At 67.6% G+C, this 469-nt stretch carries 1 protein-coding gene; it reads left to right on the top strand.

Annotated features, from left to right (window positions below; genetic code table 11):
- Positions 1-19: 19 nt before the first annotated feature.
- Positions 20-469: AMP-binding protein (locus FF041_RS36680; protein ID WP_407698231.1), on the top strand; the 450-nt coding region annotated here is incomplete at its 3' end.

The raw sequence follows: 469 nt of genomic DNA, 5'->3' as shown, positions 1-469 counted from the left end.
CAAGGCGGGGGCTGCGTATGTGCCGGTGGACCCGTCCTGGCCCACCACTCGGATCCATCTCGTACTGGAACATGTCACCCTGACCGTCGCCGAACGGGGACTCGCCGACCTGGTGGCGCCCGATCGCCTCGTACCGGTCGAAGAGCTGCTGTCCGGCTCGGAGGGGATATCCGCCGCCGTGGCGGTGGGTCCTGCGGATGTCGCGTATGTGATGTATACGTCGGGGTCGACGGGTGTGCCGAAGGGTGTCGAGGTCACGCATGGTGCGGTGGCCGCGCTGGTGACGGATTCGTGTTGGAGTGCGGCGGCGCGGGAGCGGGTGCTGGTGCATGCGCCGCATGCGTTCGACGCGTCCACTTACGAACTGTGGGTGCCGTTGGTTCATGGCGGGCGGATTGTGATCGCTCCGCCGGGCACGGTCAGCGCCCAGTCGCTGGCGCGCTTGATCCGTGAGCATGAGTTGACGGCC

Origin of the sequence: Streptomyces jumonjinensis, assembly GCF_009600885.1 — a bacterium.
GTDB classification, from domain to species: domain Bacteria; phylum Actinomycetota; class Actinomycetes; order Streptomycetales; family Streptomycetaceae; genus Streptomyces; species Streptomyces jumonjinensis.
Note: the sequence above shows the minus strand (reverse complement) of the source record. Positions and strands in the feature narration are given on the sequence as shown.